19 protein-coding genes are annotated in these 18,430 nt (G+C 64.4%); 13 read left to right on the top strand and 6 right to left on the bottom strand.

The window, feature by feature from the left end; genetic code table 11:
• Window positions 1-12: 12 nt before the first annotated feature.
• Window positions 13-540: a DedA family protein gene (locus ACSFC7_RS23495; protein WP_436345443.1), complete on the bottom strand. Its 528-nt coding sequence runs from the start codon at window positions 538-540 to the stop codon at window positions 13-15.
• Window positions 541-669: 129 nt separating this feature from the next.
• Between ACSFC7_RS23495 and ACSFC7_RS23490 the strand changes: the two genes are divergently transcribed.
• Complete coding sequence (locus tag ACSFC7_RS23490) at window positions 670-1,128, top strand: metal-dependent hydrolase (RefSeq protein WP_436345442.1); 459 nt, start codon at window positions 670-672, stop codon at window positions 1,126-1,128.
• Window positions 1,129-1,169: 41 nt separating this feature from the next.
• Here the strand turns inward: ACSFC7_RS23490 and ACSFC7_RS23485 are convergent, their stop codons facing one another.
• Both ACSFC7_RS23485 and ACSFC7_RS23480 read right to left on the bottom strand, forming a co-directional pair.
• Complete coding sequence (locus ACSFC7_RS23485) at window positions 1,170-1,658, bottom strand: metal-dependent hydrolase (protein WP_436345440.1); 489 nt, start codon at window positions 1,656-1,658, stop codon at window positions 1,170-1,172.
• 69 nt (window positions 1,659-1,727) lie between these two features.
• The gene (locus ACSFC7_RS23480; RefSeq protein ID WP_436345438.1) at window positions 1,728-2,747 is read right to left on the bottom strand and encodes a lysylphosphatidylglycerol synthase transmembrane domain-containing protein; all 1,020 of its coding nucleotides are present in this window, start codon (window positions 2,745-2,747) and stop codon (window positions 1,728-1,730) included.
• A gap of 121 nt (window positions 2,748-2,868) precedes the next feature.
• Between ACSFC7_RS23480 and ACSFC7_RS23475 the strand changes: the two genes are divergently transcribed.
• The 10 genes from ACSFC7_RS23475 (at window position 2,869) to argS (ending at window position 13,708) form a co-directional block, all read left to right on the top strand.
• A complete protein-coding gene (locus tag ACSFC7_RS23475; protein ID WP_436345436.1) occupies window positions 2,869-4,443 on the top strand; it encodes a sulfatase in 1,575 nt (524 codons plus the stop codon).
• 231 nt (window positions 4,444-4,674) lie between these two features.
• Complete coding sequence (locus tag ACSFC7_RS23470) at window positions 4,675-5,535, top strand: hypothetical protein (RefSeq protein ID WP_436345434.1); 861 nt, start codon at window positions 4,675-4,677, stop codon at window positions 5,533-5,535.
• An 85-nt stretch (window positions 5,536-5,620) separates the two neighbouring features.
• On the top strand, window positions 5,621-6,640 hold the full coding sequence (locus tag ACSFC7_RS23465; protein ID WP_436345432.1) for a glycosyltransferase family 4 protein: 1,020 nt from the start codon (window positions 5,621-5,623) through the stop codon (window positions 6,638-6,640).
• Window positions 6,641-7,753, top strand: coding sequence for a glycosyltransferase (locus tag ACSFC7_RS23460; RefSeq protein ID WP_436345430.1), 1,113 nt, complete (start codon window positions 6,641-6,643; stop codon window positions 7,751-7,753).
• A gap of 506 nt (window positions 7,754-8,259) precedes the next feature.
• Window positions 8,260-9,219: a succinylglutamate desuccinylase/aspartoacylase family protein gene (locus ACSFC7_RS23455; protein ID WP_436345428.1), complete on the top strand. Its 960-nt coding sequence runs from the start codon at window positions 8,260-8,262 to the stop codon at window positions 9,217-9,219.
• A gap of 1 nt (window position 9,220) precedes the next feature.
• Window positions 9,221-10,375 (top strand): pyridoxal-phosphate dependent enzyme, encoded by a 1,155-nt coding sequence (locus tag ACSFC7_RS23450; protein WP_436345426.1) that lies wholly within the window; start codon window positions 9,221-9,223, stop codon window positions 10,373-10,375.
• 66 nt (window positions 10,376-10,441) lie between these two features.
• Window positions 10,442-10,978, top strand: a complete 537-nt coding sequence (locus tag ACSFC7_RS23445; protein WP_436345424.1) for an NUDIX domain-containing protein — start codon at window positions 10,442-10,444, stop codon at window positions 10,976-10,978.
• Window positions 10,979-11,111: 133 nt separating this feature from the next.
• Window positions 11,112-11,792: a uridine kinase gene (gene udk, locus ACSFC7_RS23440; protein ID WP_436345422.1), complete on the top strand. Its 681-nt coding sequence runs from the start codon at window positions 11,112-11,114 to the stop codon at window positions 11,790-11,792.
• Entirely contained in the window at window positions 11,789-11,911 is a 123-nt protein-coding gene (locus ACSFC7_RS23435; RefSeq protein ID WP_436345420.1) for a hypothetical protein, read from the top strand. The genes udk and ACSFC7_RS23435 overlap by 4 nt, the downstream gene beginning before the upstream one ends.
• Window positions 11,912-11,923: 12 nt before the next feature.
• Window positions 11,924-13,708: an arginine--tRNA ligase gene (gene argS, locus ACSFC7_RS23430; protein WP_436345418.1), complete on the top strand. Its 1,785-nt coding sequence runs from the start codon at window positions 11,924-11,926 to the stop codon at window positions 13,706-13,708.
• Window positions 13,709-13,802: 94 nt separating this feature from the next.
• Here the strand turns inward: argS and ACSFC7_RS23425 are convergent, their stop codons facing one another.
• Entirely contained in the window at window positions 13,803-14,333 is a 531-nt protein-coding gene (locus ACSFC7_RS23425) for a hypothetical protein (protein ID WP_436345416.1), read from the bottom strand.
• A gap of 321 nt (window positions 14,334-14,654) precedes the next feature.
• On the bottom strand, window positions 14,655-15,572 hold the full coding sequence (gene minD, locus ACSFC7_RS23420) for a cell division ATPase MinD (RefSeq protein ID WP_436345414.1): 918 nt from the start codon (window positions 15,570-15,572) through the stop codon (window positions 14,655-14,657).
• A gap of 193 nt (window positions 15,573-15,765) precedes the next feature.
• Between minD and prf1 the strand changes: the two genes are divergently transcribed.
• The gene (gene prf1, locus ACSFC7_RS23415) at window positions 15,766-17,025 is read left to right on the top strand and encodes a peptide chain release factor aRF-1 (RefSeq protein ID WP_436345412.1); all 1,260 of its coding nucleotides are present in this window, start codon (window positions 15,766-15,768) and stop codon (window positions 17,023-17,025) included.
• 115 nt (window positions 17,026-17,140) lie between these two features.
• Here prf1 and ACSFC7_RS23410 read toward each other — a convergent pair whose 3' ends face one another.
• Window positions 17,141-17,392 (bottom strand): PRC-barrel domain containing protein, encoded by a 252-nt coding sequence (locus tag ACSFC7_RS23410; RefSeq protein WP_436345410.1) that lies wholly within the window; start codon window positions 17,390-17,392, stop codon window positions 17,141-17,143.
• Between the two features lie 286 nt (window positions 17,393-17,678).
• Here ACSFC7_RS23410 and ACSFC7_RS23405 point away from each other — a divergent pair, with 286 nt between their 5' ends.
• Window positions 17,679-18,428 (top strand): hypothetical protein, encoded by a 750-nt coding sequence (locus ACSFC7_RS23405; protein ID WP_436345409.1) that lies wholly within the window; start codon window positions 17,679-17,681, stop codon window positions 18,426-18,428.
• Window positions 18,429-18,430 lie beyond the last annotated feature (2 nt).

Here is an 18,430-nt window from a genome sequence, read left to right as displayed (position 1 = left end):
AGTCGAAAGAGCTTACCCGAAGACGAGGACACGGCCGCCGAGGAGGTAGAGGCCGGCGAGGATCGACTGGAAGGACAGCGAGCCTATCGCCGACAGCGCGACGAACGAGCGCGCGTTCATCTCCGACAGTCCGGCGGGGACGGTGAGTAGTCCCCTGACGACCAGCATCGTATTGCTCCCGGCGACGGCGACGGCCCCCCAGCGGTCGAACCAGCCGTCGAATCGCTCGAGTCGCGATTCCGTGAGCGGGAACCACCGCTTCTGAACGACGTACTCCCGCCCGGCGCGGCGAACGAGATAGAACAGGATGGCCTGTCCGATCGTCGTTCCGACGACCGCGATAGCGACGATCGTAATCGTTTCGGGGATCGACGAGCCGATCAGCACGAGTGCACTCGGAACGACGAGTTCGCTCGGCATGAACCGTAACATCATCGCGCCCTCGAGGATGCAGATTCCGAACAACACTGCAAGCGCGAGTTCCGACGTAAACATCGACTCGAGCCACGTCGGCATTCCGTCGAGTTGCAGCGGATTCATTAGCGATGGATGGTTCCACCCCGGATGTAATCATTATTGGCTCTCGAGCGGAGTCGATCGTCTCACCGGACCGCGTTGGTGTGTGAACGAATCACAATCTCTGTAAGGGTCTCGGCCGAAGGAGGCAGTATGGAGTCCGGACGGATGTTGTTTCTCGCCAGGGTGTTCGCCACCCACGCCATCGTCGGCTACGCCCTCGTTCGCGGGTTCACCGACGCCGATCCGCGAGTGGGGATCGTCTTCGGACTCCTCCCGGACGTGGACCTGTGCTTTCCTGCGGAGTGGGGCTGGCCGCTGGTTCACCGTGCCGTCACCCATACGCCGCTGTTTGCGCTAGCGATCGTCGCCGGAGCGTATGCAGTCACTCGGGAACGGACGATCGCACTCGCCGCCGGGTTGGCGATCGGCTCGCACCTCGCGATCGATTCGCTCTCGCCGGGGGGAATCGACTGGCTCTTCCCGCTCGAAACGACGTGGAGTCCCGGGATCGCGGTTCACGGACTATTCGCAACAGTCGCGCTCTGGGCGGTATCTATCGGAATTCTCGCGTGGCGATCGGACGTTTTCTCTCAATTCAGTACTGGATAGGCGCTTCGAGTCGACGGACTCAGGAGCCTACCCGACTCCCCTCAGCCGAACAGCGTCGGCAGTCCGTTCGTCAGGACCAACGACGCGGCCAGTGCCGACAGACCGACGAGGAGAAAGACTCGATTGATCCGGTCGTCCCTGGATTTGAACCAGTTGAGCGTTACGTGGTACCGTGACAGCGGGGCGAAGGGGCTGATCCCCATCGGTGTCACGACATCGCCCGCGAGGTGAGCGAGGACGCTGCAGGCTCCGACGACGAACCCGAACTGAAACGTCCGCGGTGTCGAGGGCGCGACGAGCGCGGTGGCGCCGCCGGTGACGACGCCGATGAAGACCGCGAACCAGACCGTATGCGTCGGCCCGCGGTGGGGGAGCCGCGGCAGAAACTCGTCTATATCCGGCAAGTTCGCGACGCCGAGAGCGAGCGCTGCGCCCAGCAGTGCGACCTCGACCGACCAGTAGCGACTCACCAGCGGGACGAACGGGGCGTACAGCAAGGCGTTGAATCCGATGTGGCCGCCGCGGTGCATGACGAGTGGACGCCCGACCCTCTGTGGCGGACGAAGATTAACCGCTCGGTCGGCGGAACGGTCGTGGAGTTACCGCAGTGCGTTGACGCCGAACGCTGACACCGATGCGCCGCCGATCGCGACCGGCATCCAGTATATCGCGCCCCGGAAGATGAGGACGGCCGCGGTGATGGCGGACGCCTCGATGCCGGTCGTCGGGACGAGCAGCGTGACGAATGCGGCCTCGATCCCGCCGAGTCCGCCCGGAAGCGGCGCTGCCCCGGCGAGGTTGGCGAGCGGGATCACGAACAGCAGGACGGCGGGTGGAACGCTGTAGCCGAGCGCAGCGAACGCCGCCGTGAGTGCGGCCACCTGGAAGAGCCACCCGGCCAGCGAGAGGCCGACCGCGGCGGCGAGATGCCACCGGTCCGTCGCGACGCGCTCGATGTTCTCGAAGAACCGCCCCAGCCGATCCGAGAGGTCCGCCTCGAGCGTTTCGACGTCGAACCGTTCGAGTCCGAGTCGACCGATTCGGGGAGCGACGATGGCGGGAAGGCGGTCGACGAGCGCGTCGCGCCACCGCCAGACGAGGATCATGACGACCACGATTCCGGCGATCAACGCGACCGCGGAGCCGACGGCGGTTTCGAGGCGCTCGCCGACGGCGGCGGTCGTCGCGTAGTACCCGACGCCGACGAGGATGAGCGAGACGGACGGAACGACGTTGAGAACGTCGACGCTCCCGATGCCGACGAGACCGGTTTCGTACTGGGTGTCGGAGACCTTGGAGATGAGCAACGCGGCGACGGGTTCGCCGCCGGCCTGGCCGAACGGGGTGACGTTGTTCGCAAAGACGGCGCCGGCGTAGACGAAGAACGCCTTGCCCATCGAAACGTCGACGCCGAGCGCAGCGAGGACAGTCCGGAGCATCAGACTCCACGCGGCGAGCCAGCAGAGCGCGAGCACGAACGTCACGACGACCAGGGTCGGTTCGGCCGACAGCAGCGAGTCGATAACGCGATCCGTTCCGACGACGAAGAAGAGGACGGCAAAGACTGCGATCGCCCCGACCACACCGAGAAAAAATGCGCGTCGATTTTGGTCGTCCATGGCAGATATGAATCGTTAGCAAACTTGAAACATCTGATTGCCGGTGACGGGAAGCGGTCGGGTATCGGTGTCGATCACCGCTCCACTCGTTTTATTGAGCCGGACCCGGTTGGTACCGGTAATGGACGAGACTCCCCAGTCGAACGTCCTGTTCGTCGTTCTGGATACGGTCCGGAAGGACCGACTCGGCCCGTACGGCTACGAGCGGGAGACGACGCCCGAACTCTCCCGGTTCGCCGAGGAGGCGACCGTCTTCGACGGTGCCGTCGCGCCCGCTCCGTGGACCTTGCCGGTTCACGCCTCGATGTTTACGGGGCGGTATCCGAGCCAGCACGGAGCCGACCAGGGGAGCCCGTACCTCGACGACGTCGCGACTCTCGCCTCGGTTCTGTCGGCGTCCGACTACGACACGGCGTGTTACTCCTCGAACGCCTGGATCACCCCCTACACCGGCCTCACCCACGGGTTCGACGAACAGGATTCGTTCTTCGAGGTCCTCCCCGGTGACGTTCTCTCGGGACCGCTGGCCAGCGCGTGGCAGGCCGTCAACGACAACGACTACCTCCGCGAGCTGGCGTCGAAACTCGTCAGGGTCGGCGCGATGGCCCACGAAACACTCGCCAGCGGCGAGGGTGCCGACTCGAAGACGCCGTCGGTTATCGATCGGACGCGGTCGTTCATCGACGACAGCGAGAGCGACCGGGGATGGTTCGCGTTCGTCAACCTGATGGACGCCCACTTGCCCTACTACCCGCCCGAGACGTACCGCGAGGAGTTCGCTCCGGGCGTCGACCCTGCCGACGTCTGCCAGAACTCCAAGGAGTACAATTCGGGCGCTCGAGAGATCGGCGACGAGGAGTGGGAGGCCATTCGCGGACTGTACGACGCCGAAATCGCCCACATGGACGCCGAACTCGGCCGACTGTTCGCGTGGCTTCGCGAAACCGGGCAGTGGGAGGAGACGACCGTCATCGTTGCGGCCGATCACGGCGAACTTCACGGCGAACACGACCTCTACGGTCACGAGTTCGCCCTCTACGACCAACTCATCAACGTCCCGTTCCTGGTGAAACACCCCGGGCTCGAGGCCGACCGACGTACCGATCTCGTCGAGTTGGTCGACTGTTATCACACGGTGCTCGACGCGGTAGACGTCGCTCCCGCCGACGTCGAGCCAAACCTCGACGGCGACGCGGTCGGTTTCGATCCGACTCGGTCGCTGCTCTCGAGCGAGTACCGTGAGTTCGCCGCGATCGAAGACCCGGATCCCGGCCAGCAGGCGGTGCGCGAGGGGGACGGCGACGCCGACTACGCGTTCGTCGAGTACGCCCAGCCGGTCATCGAACTCCACCACTTAGAAGAGAAGGCGAGCGATGCCGGTATCGATCTTTCCGACGATCACCGGGCCTACTCGCGTCTGCGTGCCGCCCGCAGCACTGACGCGAAGTACGTTCGGGCCGACCGTATTCCCGACGAGGGTTATCGCCTCGACGAGGATCCGGACGAGGAAACGCCGGTCGACGGGGCGAACGACGAGGGTGTCGCCGCGACCGAACGGGCACTCGCTCGTTTCGAGGAGGCTGTCGGCGGCGCGTGGGACGACCCGAACGAGACGGATGCCGACGAGGCTAACGCGTTAGCTGAGGCCGACGAAGAGACCCGTGACCGGCTGCGCGAACTCGGGTATCTCGAGTGACACATCAACCACCTATCACATTTCGTGTGATCGGGTCCCGAATAGTAGTCAGTAAGGTACTGGATACGAGTGTAGGCTATCTCTACTCACAGGCGCTCGAGCGACCGCTCTTCGAATCGCTCTGACCGAATCTACAGTTGTAAGACAACACTTCGGGGTGATAGGTCGATAGTAGCGATTCCCATACGGGAATAAGAATACGGTGCTCGATTCGAAAGAGGCTCACGGGCGATGGAGGACCAACGCTTCCTCGAATCGGAGTGGGACTACTGCGTCGTGCTGGACGCGTGTCGATACGACGTGTTCAGTGAGATTTACGACGAGTATCTCGACGGAAGGCTAGAAAAACGCCGGAGTACCGGTTCGTCGACGCCGGAGTGGGCCTATCGGACGTTCGACGGCGACCACGACATCGCGTACTTCTCCGGAAATCCGTTCATCAACGATCTGGGTGTCCCACTGAACGAACTCAAGTGGGGAGCCAGCTGTGACTACGAGTGGTCGGCCACTGACCACATCAGCGACGTGTTCGACGTCTGGAAGACCGGGTGGAACGACGACCTCGGAACGGTCCCGCCGGAGAGCCTCGCGGAAGCGTTCCAGTCCCAGTCTGGGTCCGTCGAACGGGCCGATCGGACAGTACTGCACTACATGCAGCCACACGCTCCGTACCTCTCCCGCGGAAAGGGACAGAAACTCAAGCAGATTCAGAGGGGGATTCGGAGACAGGAGGAAGCCGAAACGGCGGCCGACGGTGGAGATGACACGCTTTCATCGCTCGGCGACACCATCCGGCCAAAGGTCGAGAGTCGACTTGAGGGCAGCGAACTCGTACAAAAAGCGGGTCTCTGGCTCGAACTCGACCCCGCCGACCTGGTCAGGAACGGCACCCGAGAAGCGGCCCTCGAACTCTACGAGGAGAACTTGCGAATCGCTCTCGAGGCCGTTGCCGACCTGATCCCGAAACTGGACGGGCGGGTCGTCGTGACCGCCGATCACGGGGAAGCCTTCGGCGAGGAGGGCGTCTGGGAACACCACGTCGAGACGCACATCCCGCCGCTCATGGAGGTACCGTGGCTCGAAGTCGAGTAACCGACCGTCGCGTCCGCCCGATCACGGCGGTTGTCGGTTCATCTCGGTCGGTTCGAGGAGTCGCGGACGAATCCGAAGATCCGGCATGAAGATCAATCACTACCTCGAGTTCGAGAAGCGGATTACCGGTGGGATCCACGAATCGGTCGTTCACCAGCGGAAGATGCTGGACCGACTGGACCTGCGATATACGACCGAACCAACGCTCGATGGTGATGCGTTCCACTGCAACCTTATGGGACCCCGATCGGTCTGGTATGCAAAGCGGGCTCGATCGCGTGACATCCCGATCGTCGCCCACACGCACGTCACGGCCGAGGACTTCGGAGACAGCTTCCGCTTTACGAACACCCTCGCCAAACCGTTGCAACCGTATCTCGAGTGGGCCTACGGGCTTGCCGACGCGCTGGTCTGTCCCTCGGAGTACAACCGACGGCTGATCGAGACCTACACGGACGCGCCGACGACCGTCATCTCGAACGGCGTCGACCGCGAGAAACTCGAGGGGTTCGAGTCCCTCGAGGCGGAGTACCGCGAGCGGTACGACCTCGATCCGCCCGTGGTCTTTCTCGTCGGCCACGTCATCAAACGCAAGGGACTCGAGACGTTCGTCGAGTTGGCTCGCCGACTGCCGGATCTGGACTTCGCGTGGTTCGGTCCCCTCGACCTCTCGCTGAAGGGCCGAGAGACGACGCGGTTGATCGAGGAGTCACCGGAGAACTGCACGTTCACTGGCTACATCGACGACGTTCGTGGTGCGTATGCAGCGGGCGACATTTTCTGTTTCCCGACCCACGAAGAGAACGAGGGGATCGCGCTGCTCGAAGCGATGACCGCCGGGAAACCGGTCCTCGTCCGTGACATCGAGACGTTCTCGTGGCTCGAGGACGGCGAGGACTGTCTGAAGGTGTCGACCTCGAAGTCGGAACAGGGTTCGGGGCCGAGATCGGAGGCAGGAGTCGACGCGTTCGAAGATGCCCTCGAACGGCTCGAAGACCCCGACCTCCGGCGTCGACTCGGATCGACCGCGACCGACCGGAGCGAACGATTTTCGCTCGAGACGGTCGCGAACCAGTACCGGTCCCTGTACGAGGAGGTGGCGTGAATGAAAATCGGATACTTCACGGACAGTTACTTCCCCGAGATCGATGGCGTAACGTACACGATCAAACTCTGGCGAGAGGAACTCGAACGGAAGGGACACGAGGTATACGTCGTCTATCCGGACGGCGACTACGAACCCGGTGACCGCGAGATCCCGGTCAGATCGCTTCCCAACCCCTTCTATGCCGGCTACCGGATTCCGCTCTTCAGGCGGCCGTCGACGCTCCCCGAACTCGACGTCGTCCACTGTCACGGCCCCGCGTCGGTCGGTCTCCTCGGGCGCTACTACGCTCGGAAACACGAACTGCCGACGATTTACACCCACCATACGCCGCTCGAGGAGTACTTCCACCAGAGCGTCAAACTCGAGTCGATCGCTACTGCAATCGGGAAACTGTACGTCCCCCTGGAGAACGCGTTCCTCGAAAGCTTCGATATCGTGACCGCCTCGACGGCGCGGATCGAACGCGACGTCAACCACGTTCCGCTCCCGGTCGGAATCGATATGGAGTTCTTTCAGCCGACTGCGGAGGACCGGTATTCCGGCGCCGACAGACCCGTAATCGGGTACAGCGGTCGGCTCAGCATGGAGAAAAACGTCAGCGATATCCTTGAGGTCGCCGAGGAGTTACCGGAGTACGAGTTCGTCATCGTCGGGGAGGGTCCGTACCGCGATTCCCTCGAGCGGAACGCACCGGACAACGTCACACTCCGGCCGTTCCTCCCTCGCGAGGAGTTACCGATCTTTTACTCCTCGATCGACGCGTTCGTCACCGCCTCGACCGCCGATACGCTCGGGCTGTCCACGCTCGAGGCCAACGCCTGCGGTACGCCCGTTGCCGCGGCCGACGTTCCGCCGTTCGATCGAACGATCGCCGCCGCCAACGGCGAACGCTTCGAGTACGGCAATCTCGAGCGAATGGCCGATGCCATCGAGGCGTGCCTCCGAACGGATCGCGACACCAGAGCGGCCGTCGAGCAGTACGACGTCCGTCACACACTGACCCACCTCGAGCACCTGTATCGGAGCATGCAGCTGTCGCCCGAAGAGACGCCGACGGTGGCCGAGGATAGCTGGACGGTGTCCGACGAATCGCCGGGATCGTTCGAGTGAGCGCACGGCGCCGTCTCGACTTCTCGGACGGTCGTTCACGGTTCGTTTCTCACGGACGCCATTACCGATCCGGACGGGGAACCCGCCTACCGCGGCATCTCGGACTTCGTCGTCGAGAAACCGGCGGGGACGTTCGACCGCGACGGGCTGAGCGGCCAGCCGATCGACGAGATCGGCTACCGCCGCTGGAAGACCTGGGAGGTCAACCTCGACGACGTTTGCGTCCCCACCGACAAACTGGCCGGCGGCGAGGAGGAGCAGGGCTTCTCCCGGATCCTGGAGTTCTTCGAGGAGGGGCGCGTCCGCACGGCGGCCCGTGCCGTGGGGCTCGCTCGAGGCACATCGCAGCCGTTCCACTTCGACCGTCAGTTCGTTCGACTGCTACACGTGCCGCCGCTGCATCGGGAGTTAGTGACAGATAGGTATCCGGACCGGAGACCGTTCGAACCCAGTGCTTGCTGGTGAACACCGAACCAATAAAGACGAACGGGTCCGTCTGCAGGCACATGACGACGACGCTCGGAACGGCGAGCGCGGACCCCGGTGAGATCGATACGGGCCGTCTCGAGGTCGGTGAGACCCGGGACGGAACTCCGTTCGGTCTGCCGGTCGCCGTAATCAACGGCGAACAGCCGGGAAAGACGCTCTACATGCAGGCGGCGAGCGACGGGGACGAACTCAACGGTATCGGCGTTATCCAGCGCGTCGTTCCGAAACTCGATCCCGCGGAACTCGCAGGGACGATCCTGATCACTGGAATCGTTAACTATCACGCGTTCCAGGTCGCCGAACACCGCAATCCGATCGACGACACGAAGATGAACCGGGCCTATCCCGGCAACGAGGCCGGCACCTCGAGCGAACGGATCGCGGCCGCGACGTACGAGGCGGCGACGCGAGCCGATCTGATCCTCGATCTCCACCAGGGCTCGACCAGCCGGATGATCGACGAGGTCAGGGTGCGCTGCGGCAAACGCCACCGACTCCACGGGGACTGTCTCGAACTGGCGAAGGTCTTCGGCTGTGGCTACATTCTGGATCAGAAGGGACCGGACGGCCAACTCGCGCGTGCGGCACCCGACGAGGGGATTCCGACCGTCGACCCCGAACTCGGCGGGGCCGTCGGCTGGGACGAGGAGAGCATCCGAAAGGGCGTCGAGGGCGTCTTCAACGTGCTCACCCACTACGGCTTTCTCACGGGTGACGTCCACCTCGAGGCCCAGACCCGAGCTCGCGGGTTCGAACAGTACGGTGCCCCGAACGGCGGCCTCATCTCGTTCCACAAAGACCTCGGCGATCGGGTGCGTGGCGGAGAGACGGTGTTCGAAGTGACGACGGCCTTCGGCGAACCCAAAACCGAGGTGACGGCCGACAGCGACGGCATCCTCTGGCGCACGCGGCGACTTCCGCAGGTCGCGACGGGCGAGTACGTCTGCTCCGTCGCCACCGACATCGACGACTACTAACATGCCTGCCGATCTCACCTGTCCGAACTGTGGCGTCGTCTACGAAGCCGGACCGAACGAGCCGTGGCGCTGTAACTGCGGCCACGCCCTCGAGTTCACCGAACGGCCGCACCCGCAGGGTGATCCGCTCCCCCTGCACAGCTTGGATACCAGCGACGGGCTCTGGACGTTCTTCGAGTTCCTCCCGATCGAGGACCACGTGACCTTCCACGAGGGCTTTACGCCCCTCGTCGAGGCGCCCGAGTGGGACGCCGAGTTCAAACTCGAGTACGTCTTCCCGACGGGATCGTTCAAGGACCGCGGGGCGACGACGACGCTCTCCCGAGCCGTCGAACTCGGCGTCGACAAGGTTATCGAGGACTCCTCGGGGAACGCGGGGGCCGCCATCGCGACGTACGCGGCCCGAGCCGGAATCGAGGCGGACATCTACGTCCCGGCGGACGTCAAGCAGTCGAAACTGATGACGATCCAGCGGGCCGACGCCCGCCCGGTTCGGATCGAGGGGAGCCGTCAGGACGTGACCGACGCCTGTATCGACGCGGTGGAGGGCGATGCACGGAGTGCATCGGAAGACTGGAGCGGGGACGCCCCGCGACAGACGGGCGAGGGCTGGTACGCCAGCCACGCCTGGAACCCGGCCTTCTACGCGGGCACGATGACGTTCGCGTTCGAAATCGCCGCACAGCAGGGGTGGACCGTCCCCGACGCGGTCGTGCTCCCGATCGGGCACGGAACGCTGTTCCTCGGCGCGTATCGCGGCTTCTCCCTGCTCAACGAGGCCGGCATCGTCGACGGGATGCCCCGGCTGCTGGGCGCGCAAGCGACGGGATACACGCCCATCGTCGACGAACTCGGCGGAAGGAAGATCGGGGAGGATACCGACGGCGCCGACATCGCCGACGGGATCAGGATCGAGAAACCCGCCCGAAAGGACGAAATTCTCGCCGCCATCGAGGCGACCGACGGCGACGCCATCGCGCTCGGCTCGGATCCGGTCGAGAGCGCGCTCGATCGGCTCCACCGCGGCGGCTTCTACGTCGAACCCACCTGCGCGGTCGCGCCCGCAGCGCTGGAGGAGTACCGAGAGATGGGTGTGCTCGAGGACGACGCCGACGTCGTCGTGCCGCTGACCGGAAGCGGTCTGAAGACGCTGTAACTCGTCGCCCATCGACCCGATCGGATTGAAAACGCTTTGATACCCCCAGTGCCGACACCATCGTAGATGGTCAGTCGTCCAGCCGAGTTCTGCCCGCACTGTGGTGATTCCCTCGAGACGACCACGTTCGACGGTCGCGAGCGCGAACGCTGTCCGACCTGCGAGAACGTGATCTGGCACAACCCGGTCCCCTGTGCGAGCGTCGCGGTCGTCGACCGGTCGGCCGCGGCGTCCGCGGTGCTCTGCGTCGAGCGAGCCGTCCCGCCGGGCGTCGGCGAGTGGACGATCCCCGGCGGGCACATGGAGATCGGCGAGGCTCCCGAGGCCGCCGCGGTCCGCGAACTCGAGGAGGAGACCGGCGTCGTCGTCGACCCCGCCGCGCTCGAGTTGCTCGACGCGACGACGATGCCGCCGCGGGAGGGCAAGCACGTGCTGACGGTTCACTACGTGGCGGACCGGGCCGACGCCGCGGGTGAACCGACGGCTGGCAGTGACGCGAGTGCGGCCCGGTTCTGGTCGCCCGCCGAGTTCGACGCGTCGGATGAGACGTTCCGGCCGATCCACGAACGGCGGTTTCGCGAGGCGGCTGTGAGGTTCGAGTGACGGTGCCGCGAGGCGCGGCGTGGTTCGGTTTCGCGACTGGCACGGCGTTCGATTGACCAACTGACTGACACCGTTCCATCTGGATCGAGTCGGTATCAGGGGATTCAATAGCGATCCGATCCTGGATCGGACGATGAGTATACCGTCGTTCGTCATCGGGATCGCCGGGGGCACGGGGGCCGGGAAGACGACCGTCTCGCGGACCGTCGCCGAAACGGTCGGCGAAGCGGTCACCCGTATCCCGCTCGACAACTACTATCAGGACCTCTCGCACCTCGCGTTCGAAGAGCGGGCGAACGTCAACTACGATCATCCCTCGGCCTTCGAGTGGGAACTCCTGCAGGAGCACCTGAACAGCCTGCTCATGGGCCAGTCGGTCGAGATGCCCCAGTACGACTTCGAGATCCACAACCGCAAGGACGAGCGCGTCACGGTCGAACCGACGGACGTGATCGTTCTCGAGGGGATTCTCTCGCTGTACGACGACGATATCCTCGAGATGCTCGACCTGCGGGTGTACGTCATGACCGACGCGGACGTTCGGATCCTGCGACGGATCGAACGCGACGTCATCGATCGCGGGCGCGATCTGGAGGGCGTGATCGAACAGTATCTCGGGACGGTCAAACCGATGCACGAGCAGTTCGTCGAACCGACGAAGAAGAACGCGGACGTCATCATCCCCGAAGGGGCGAACCGGATGGCGGTCGACCTGCTGATCGAGAAGGTGCAGGCCGAACTCGCGACCGACGGTGCCGAACCGGAGCCCGAACTCCCCGCCGAACTGTCGTTCGACGGCCCGAGGACGGAGTGACCGGCGGTCCCGTGACGGAGACGAGCGACGATCCCGTGACGGAGACCCGCGACCTCGAGACGGAGACGATCGATCCCGCGACGCGAGCGAAACCCGACATTCCTTTACTCGACCCCTGAATACGAGGCAGTATGTTCCTCTCTTTGCGTACGGAGGTCGAGGACGCCCTCGAGGGGGCGCTCTCCGAACTCGAGTTCCCGACGGACGACCTCGGGATCGAAGAACCGCCGGAAGACGTCGAGAGCGTGCTCGCCTCGAGCGTGGCCTTCCGACTCGCCAGCGAAGCCGGCGCGCCGCCCCCGCAGGTCGCCGGCCGACTCGCCGACGAGATCGACGCCGGCGATCTGACCTACGTCTCGGAGATCCAGACGCAGGGCCCGTACCTCAACTTCCTGCCGAGCGACGCCTACTTCGCCGAGACCCTCACCGCTGGCACGGACGAGTCCTACGGCGCGCTCGAAGACCGCGAGGAGCGCGTCGTCGTCGAGCACACCAGCGCGAACCCGACAGGACCGGTTCACGTCGGCCGCGCGCGAAACCCGATCATCGGCGACGCCGTGGCGAACCTGCTCGATACCGCCGGCTACGACGTCGACCGCCACTACTACGTCAACGACGCCGGTCGGCAGATGGCCGTCTTCACCTGGGCCTACGAGACCTTCGACGAGGACGACCTCGCAGACCCCGAGCGCGACCGCATCGAGTACGATCTCGTACGCTACTACCGGAAGGGTAACGCCTACCTCGAGAACGCGTCCGAAGACGAAGTCGAAGCGGCCGAAGCCGAAATCGAGTCGATCATGCAGGGTCTCGAGGAAGGCGACGAGGAAGCCTACGAACGCGTCAGCGAGGTCGTCGATCAGGTGCTCTCCGGGATGAAGGCCTGCCTCGGACGTCTCCCGGCCGAGTTCGACGAGTTCGTCAAGGAGACGCGGTTCATGCGCAGCGGCGATACCGACGACCTCGTCGCCCGCCTCAAGGAACTCGACGAGGCCGTCTACGAGGAGGACGCCTGGCAGCTCGATCTCGAGGACCACGGCATCGACAAGAACCTCGTTTTCCTGCGGTCGGACGGGACCTCCCTCTACGCGACCCGCGATCTGGCCCACCACGAGTGGAAGTTCGACGAGTACGACCGCGCCGTGACTGTGCTCGGCGAGGACCACAAACTGCAGGCCCGCCAGTTGAGAACGACGCTCGAACTCCTCGATAACGACACCAGCGATCTCCGACAGGTGCTCTACTCCTACGTTAACCTGCCCGAGGGGAAGATGAGCACGCGTCGCGGCACCGGCGTCGATCTGGACGACCTGCTCGACGAGGCGATCGACCGCGCCCGTCAGGAAGTCGAGGACCGACTGGACGACCGCATCCGCGACGACGACCTCGACGAGGACGACATCGAGCGCATCGCCCACCAGGTCGGTATCGGTGCGGTCCGGTACGACATCGTCTCCAAACAGCCGACGAAGGCGATCACCTTCGAGTGGGATCAGGCCCTCGACTTCGAGGCCCAGTCCGCGCCGTACGTCCAGTACGTCCACGCGCGCTGTTGTGGCATTCTGGAAGAGGCCGGATTGGATCCCGAAACCGATCTCGCGGAGCAGGACGTCGAACTCGACTCGCTCGACGCCGACCTGCTCGCGACCGAAGCCGAACGGGACCTCCTCGAGACGATCGCTCGGTTCCCGGCGGTCGTCGACGAGGCGGCCGACGACTTAGAGCCCCATCAGATCGCGACCTACACGCGCACGTTCGCCGACCGGTTCAACGCGTTCTACCGGGAGTGTCCCGTGCTGGCCGACGACGTCGATCCCGAGGTCCGCGAGGCGCGCCTCGCGCTCGTGGCCGCCTCGAAGCACACGGTCGCGAACGCGCTCTCGATCCTTGGCGTCGAACCGCCGCGCTCGATGTAGCAGACGGCCCCACGACTAACTGCTCTCCGTTTCGTCGTCCGAAAAAGTCGAGTCGCCGAATCGGGCCGGGTGGACGTTCGCTCGGTCGCCGTCGTCACTCGGCCGTCTGCTTGACCTTGTCGTAGAAGTCGTCTTTCGAGATGTCGTCCTCGAGGTAGTCGACGATCCAGTCGACGTTGACGTAGAACGAGGCGACCGTCGTCTTCTCGTGTTCGATGATCCACTCGACGGTCTTGATCTCGGCGATGAACGCCTCGAGATCGACGATCGCGTCGTCGTGGTGGTTCGCGATGTGTTCGAGTTCGGCGTACAGTTTCTCGCGATCGGTGATATCCGTCTCGACGAGGATCTCGATCTTGTCGCCTTTCTTGTCGATCTGTTTGACCGATATCGCGTCACTGCCGACGTCCAGTTTTTTGCCGTCGAACCCGGGAATGTCGTCCGTTTCGGTTCCGTCGGTGTCTTTGTCGCCGCCGTTTTCGTCACCGTTGGCGTCACCGTTGCCGTTCGGGTCGGATCCGCCGTTTTCGTCGTCGGATCCGTCACTGGTTTCGTCGCCGGAACAACCGGCCAGTGCGGTTGCGAGCGCTGCGCCACTGCCAAGGAGGATTTTTCGTCGCTCCATGTTCGAGCCATCGATAACACATATGATTAGTAATCAGTTCGTTACAGTCTGTGCGGCGTGATGGTGGATAGCTATCGTGGAGCGGCGGTAAAACGGCGGAATCGGTCGCTGTCGGCGCCGAATCGGAGAGGGACCGCGTTAGATGGCGGTCGTTACTCCGTTCAGTAGAGACAAACTATGCGAAATCTCTCTCCGCGAAGACTTTCAAGAACGGCTGTCGGTCAGCGCTCTTTCCGGTGATACAACCGTACAGGAACCGCCTACTGGGGCCGTGACCGCTTTCGAGCGCGGATCCGAGTGACGGGACCGGGTATCCCCTGCTCAGGAATCGGATTCCGCTTCCGTGATCGCACTCGAGACGTCGTCGTGGGCCGCCTCTCGACCGTCGGACTCGTCGTCGGTGGCTGTCGTGTCGGCAGTCGAGACGCCGGTACCGGATTCGGGGTCGGTGTCGTCAGTGCGGTCGCTATCGTCGGTCGACTGGTCGCCGTCGTCCTCGGCGGTCGCGTCGGCCGCCGTCTCTGCGACGTCGATCCCGGCCAGATCCGCTGCGAGCCGTCTGTAGGCCGTGGCGGCCGGCCCGTCGGGGCGGTAGACGACCAGGGGCGTGCCGGCGTAGACGCTCTCGCGGGCGGCCGGATCCTCGGGAACCGTGCCGAGCAGGGGTGTCTCCAGCCGGGTCGCGATTTCGTCGTAGGAGACGTCGCTGTCCGGTCGCGTTCGAGTGAGCACGAGTCCGGCGATCTCGCCGCCGGCGCGCTCGGTCAGCTCGAGCGTTTTCTTCGAGTCGTGGACGGCGGCGGGTTCGGGCGTCGAGACGAGGACGACGGCGTCGGCCAGCCCTAACGGGAGGACGGTTTCGTGGCTGACGCCCGCGCCGACGTCGAGAAAGACGTAGTCGAACTGGTCTCGGAGCTCTGCGACGACGTCGCGGAGCCCTTCGGGGGAGGTATCGGCGTATTCGTCGAGGCTGGTACCGCTCGGAACCGCGACGATGTTCTCCGTGATTCTGTAGGTGGCGTCGTCGATCGATGCGCCACCGGACAACACGTCGTGAAGCGTCGTCGAGTCGGGGGACAGGCTGACGAACCCGGCGAGGTTCGCCATTCCGAGGTCGGCGTCGACGATCGCGACGCGCTCGCCGGCCTCCGCGAGGGCCGTGCCGAGGTTTACCGTCGTCGTCGTCTTGCCGACGCCACCTTTCCCGCTCGCAATAGCATAGACCGTCTCGTGAGACATACTCAAGTACTGTACGGACTGTAGAACGGGAGCACCTTAAATCGTCACGTCGGCACGCGACTCGTGTCCCGAAATTGAAACGGGAGTGACACGGTCCCGAACGAAACTGGACGCCGGTGCTCGTCCGGCAGTCGGTACCACGTCGACAGGTGTGTCAAAGGATTCTTACCCACAGCACCGTTTTGTACGGACAATGAGCCAGGAGGGCGAGCAGGAGCAATCCGACCGGAAAAAATACGAGTTCCGGAAGGTTATCGAGGATCTCAAGGACTTCGACGGCTCCGGGACACAGCTCGTAACGATCTACGTTCCCGACGATAGACAGATCAGTGACGTCGTCCAGCACGTCACGCAGGAACACAGCGAGGCGGCCAACATCAAGTCCAAGCAGACCCGGACGGCCGTCCAGGACGCGCTGACGAGTATCAAGGACCGACTCCGGTACTACGATACCTACCCGCCGGACAACGGCCTGGTGCTGTTCTCCGGGGCGGTCGACTCCAGCGGGGGCCGGACCGAGATGGTCACCAGAGTCCTCGAGAGCCCGCCACAGCCCGTCGAGTCCTTCCGCTATCACTGCGACTCGGACTTCCTCACGGAACCGCTCGAGCACATGCTCGCGGACAAGGGGCTCTACGGCCTGATCGTCCTCGACCGCCGCGAAGCGAACGTCGGCTGGCTGAAGGGCAAACGCATCGAGCCGGTCAAGTCCGCCTCGTCGCTCGTCCCCGGCAAGCAGCGAAAGGGTGGCCAGTCCGCCCAGCGATTCGCCCGACTGCGCCTCGAGGCCATCGACAACTTCTATCAGGAGGTCGCCGGTATGGCCAACGACCTGTTCGTTCCCAAACGGCACGAACTCGACGGCATCCTCGTCGGCGGTCCCTCGCCCACGAAAGACGAGTTCCTCGACGGTGACTACCTCCACCACGAGATTCAGGACAACGTCATCGGCAAGTTCGACGTCGCCTACACCGACGAGTCCGGCCTGAAGGATCTGGTCGACAACGCCGAGGAGGCGCTCGCCGACGCCGAGGTGATGAAGGACAAACAGGAGATGGAGACGTTCTTCAAGGAACTCAACGCGGGCGATCTCGCGACCTACGGCTTCGAACAGACCCGGCGGAACCTCATGATGGGTGCGGTCGATCGGCTCCTGATCAGCGAGGACCTCCGGAAGGACGTCATCACTTACGACTGCGGCGAGTGTGGGAACACCGACCGCGAAGTCGTCGACCGACGAAAGAACACGCCGTCACACACCTGCACCGACTGCGGGTCCGACGTCGAGGCGACCGAGGAGGACCGCGAGGACGCCATCGACCACCTCATCGAGATCGCCGAACAGCGCGGCACCGAGACCAAGTTCATCTCGACGGACTTCGAGAAGGGCGAACAGCTCTACAACGCCTTCGGCGGCTTCGCCGGTATCCTGCGGTACAGCACCGGCGTCTAACCGCTCCGCTCGTCTCCTGACCTAACCGGCGCGTGGTGGATGTCGGTCGATGCTGCGTGATCGCTCCTCGAGCCATCACGTCACTCGGTTGAAACACGCGGGAAGCGCCGCACACTCACTGACAGAGCGTGCCCCGAAGATAGACCGCGTCGTCGGTGATCTCCTCGATACTACCCTCGTCGAGCGGATGAGCCTCGTCGCTTCTCGTCGCCCAGCCGAGTTTCGCTTTGATCGTCCCCGTAATACTCGGATCGGGTTCGACGTACCCGTGGTCGTCGCGGACGTCAACGAGTCGACCGACCTCCGTCCCGTCGGCGTTTACCACCCGTTTTCCCTCGTCAGCCTTGGTGATCGTCTCCTCGGTCATTAGTGAGCCAACGGTCCGCCCACGCACCGGACCGATCGGGCGTCGAACGGCCGATCGCAGCCCGCTGTCGGCTCGACAGGTCGGTGGTCGGACCCTACCGGTCAGACGGATGCGCGAACAATAAAGCGGCAAAACCGTTCCCATTGGCCATCCAACAGTTACGATCGAACAGGCCGCTATCGCCCGAGTAGGTACTCCTTACCCGCGAAACCGCCCGTTTGAACCTCGACTGTCGCCAACTACAACAGAAGGGTTATGCCGGTAGTCGCGTATTACCAGTCGATCAATGGACGAAGCTCCCTCCTTCGCCGCGTCGTTCGACGACCCCCGGATCACCCCCCAGTTCTGTCGGCGGGTGTCCGGGCCGTCGGGTGACTGTCTCCTCCTCGGCGTCGTCCACGACCACCCCGCAAGCATCGCCCGCGTCGAGCGCGTCCTCGAGTCCGTCGCGCCGGACACGCTCGCCCTCGAGCTACCGACGGCCGCCCTCCCCCTCTACCGCGCCTACGCTCGCGACGGCTCGGACGAAGCGCCGCCGCGGTTCGGCGGCGAGATGAGCGCGGCGATCCGCGCCGCGTCGGACGCCGACGTCGTCGGGATCGACGCCCCGAACTGGTCGTTCCTGCGCCAGCTCGTGACGCGGCTGATCGCCGACCGCGTCTCGACGTCGACGGCCAGACGCGTCATCTCGAGTCTCGGCGGCGCGACGCGGGAGGCGCTGACCTGTCGCGTCGCCGCGACCCTGACGCACGCGACGTCGATGACCGTCACCTGCGACGATCCGATCGAGTACGACTGCGATCACGACGACCCGCCGGAACGACAGGCCGACCACGAACGCTCCCACGTCGCCAGCGTTCAGGCGCTGCTCAGTAGCGTCCAGACCGACGACAGCGCGCTCGCCTACCGCGACGAGACCCGCGAGCGCTGTATGATCGACCGCCTCGAGGACCTTCGAGCGACTACCGATGGAGACGTCGTCGCCGTCGTCGGCGTGGATCACCTCGAGCGACTCGCGGACGAACTCGGCGCCTGAGC

The sequence above is a fragment of the Natronorubrum halobium genome (genome assembly GCF_051351675.1).
GTDB lineage: Archaea > Halobacteriota > Halobacteria > Halobacteriales > Natrialbaceae > Natronorubrum.
This window is presented reverse-complemented; position numbering and strand designations above follow the sequence as displayed.

Coding starts and splice junctions, on each gene's coding strand:
- ACSFC7_RS23495 (WP_436345443.1), bottom strand. CDS start 540: ATGAATCCGCTGCAACTCGACGGAATGCCGACGTGGCTCGAGTCGATG.
- ACSFC7_RS23490 (WP_436345442.1), top strand. CDS start 670: ATGGAGTCCGGACGGATGTTGTTTCTCGCCAGGGTGTTCGCCACCCAC.
- ACSFC7_RS23485 (WP_436345440.1), bottom strand. CDS start 1,658: ATGCACCGCGGCGGCCACATCGGATTCAACGCCTTGCTGTACGCCCCG.
- ACSFC7_RS23480 (WP_436345438.1), bottom strand. CDS start 2,747: ATGGACGACCAAAATCGACGCGCATTTTTTCTCGGTGTGGTCGGGGCG.
- ACSFC7_RS23475 (WP_436345436.1), top strand. CDS start 2,869: ATGGACGAGACTCCCCAGTCGAACGTCCTGTTCGTCGTTCTGGATACG.
- ACSFC7_RS23470 (WP_436345434.1), top strand. CDS start 4,675: ATGGAGGACCAACGCTTCCTCGAATCGGAGTGGGACTACTGCGTCGTG.
- ACSFC7_RS23465 (WP_436345432.1), top strand. CDS start 5,621: ATGAAGATCAATCACTACCTCGAGTTCGAGAAGCGGATTACCGGTGGG.
- ACSFC7_RS23460 (WP_436345430.1), top strand. CDS start 6,641: ATGAAAATCGGATACTTCACGGACAGTTACTTCCCCGAGATCGATGGC.
- ACSFC7_RS23455 (WP_436345428.1), top strand. CDS start 8,260: ATGACGACGACGCTCGGAACGGCGAGCGCGGACCCCGGTGAGATCGAT.
- ACSFC7_RS23450 (WP_436345426.1), top strand. CDS start 9,221: ATGCCTGCCGATCTCACCTGTCCGAACTGTGGCGTCGTCTACGAAGCC.
- ACSFC7_RS23445 (WP_436345424.1), top strand. CDS start 10,442: ATGGTCAGTCGTCCAGCCGAGTTCTGCCCGCACTGTGGTGATTCCCTC.
- udk (WP_436345422.1), top strand. CDS start 11,112: ATGAGTATACCGTCGTTCGTCATCGGGATCGCCGGGGGCACGGGGGCC.
- argS (WP_436345418.1), top strand. CDS start 11,924: ATGTTCCTCTCTTTGCGTACGGAGGTCGAGGACGCCCTCGAGGGGGCG.
- ACSFC7_RS23425 (WP_436345416.1), bottom strand. CDS start 14,333: ATGGAGCGACGAAAAATCCTCCTTGGCAGTGGCGCAGCGCTCGCAACC.
- minD (WP_436345414.1), bottom strand. CDS start 15,572: ATGTCTCACGAGACGGTCTATGCTATTGCGAGCGGGAAAGGTGGCGTC.
- prf1 (WP_436345412.1), top strand. CDS start 15,766: ATGAGCCAGGAGGGCGAGCAGGAGCAATCCGACCGGAAAAAATACGAG.
- ACSFC7_RS23410 (WP_436345410.1), bottom strand. CDS start 17,392: ATGACCGAGGAGACGATCACCAAGGCTGACGAGGGAAAACGGGTGGTA.
- ACSFC7_RS23405 (WP_436345409.1), top strand. CDS start 17,679: ATGGACGAAGCTCCCTCCTTCGCCGCGTCGTTCGACGACCCCCGGATC.